This window comes from Streptomyces sp. NRRL F-5727, from assembly GCF_000719555.1.
Taxonomy (GTDB): domain Bacteria; phylum Actinomycetota; class Actinomycetes; order Streptomycetales; family Streptomycetaceae; genus Streptomyces.
Map to the genome: position 1 here is coordinate 1 of NZ_JOGX01000171.1, position 317 is coordinate 317.

At 71.6% G+C, this 317-nt stretch carries 1 protein-coding gene; it reads left to right on the forward strand.

Going from position 1 to position 317, the window contains the following annotated elements:
- Window positions 1-317 (forward strand): putative T7SS-secreted protein (locus IF73_RS38435; RefSeq protein WP_037881913.1); only part of this gene is annotated, 317 nt, incomplete at both ends.

Sequence of the window (317 nt, forward strand, 5' to 3'; positions counted from 1 at the left end):
GTCGGTCGGGGAGCAGCAGCTCGGGCAGACCGAGGAGGCGGACGAGCTGGTCCACGGCAAGCCGGACGAGATCGCCGCGACGGTGAAGAACCTGCGGGATTTCCATCGGGCGTTCGACCTGGTGGGCGGCGGGATGCGGAAGCTCGACGCGTCGCAGTGGAAGGGCGAGGCGGCCGACGCGTTCCGGGCGAAGTTCCAGACCCTGCCGACGGACTGGATGCACGCGGCGGACGCGATGGAGAGCGCGGCCAAGGCGCTGGAGACGTACGCGAAGGCGGTCGTCGCGGCCCAGGGCAAGGCGCGTGAGGCGATCGCGC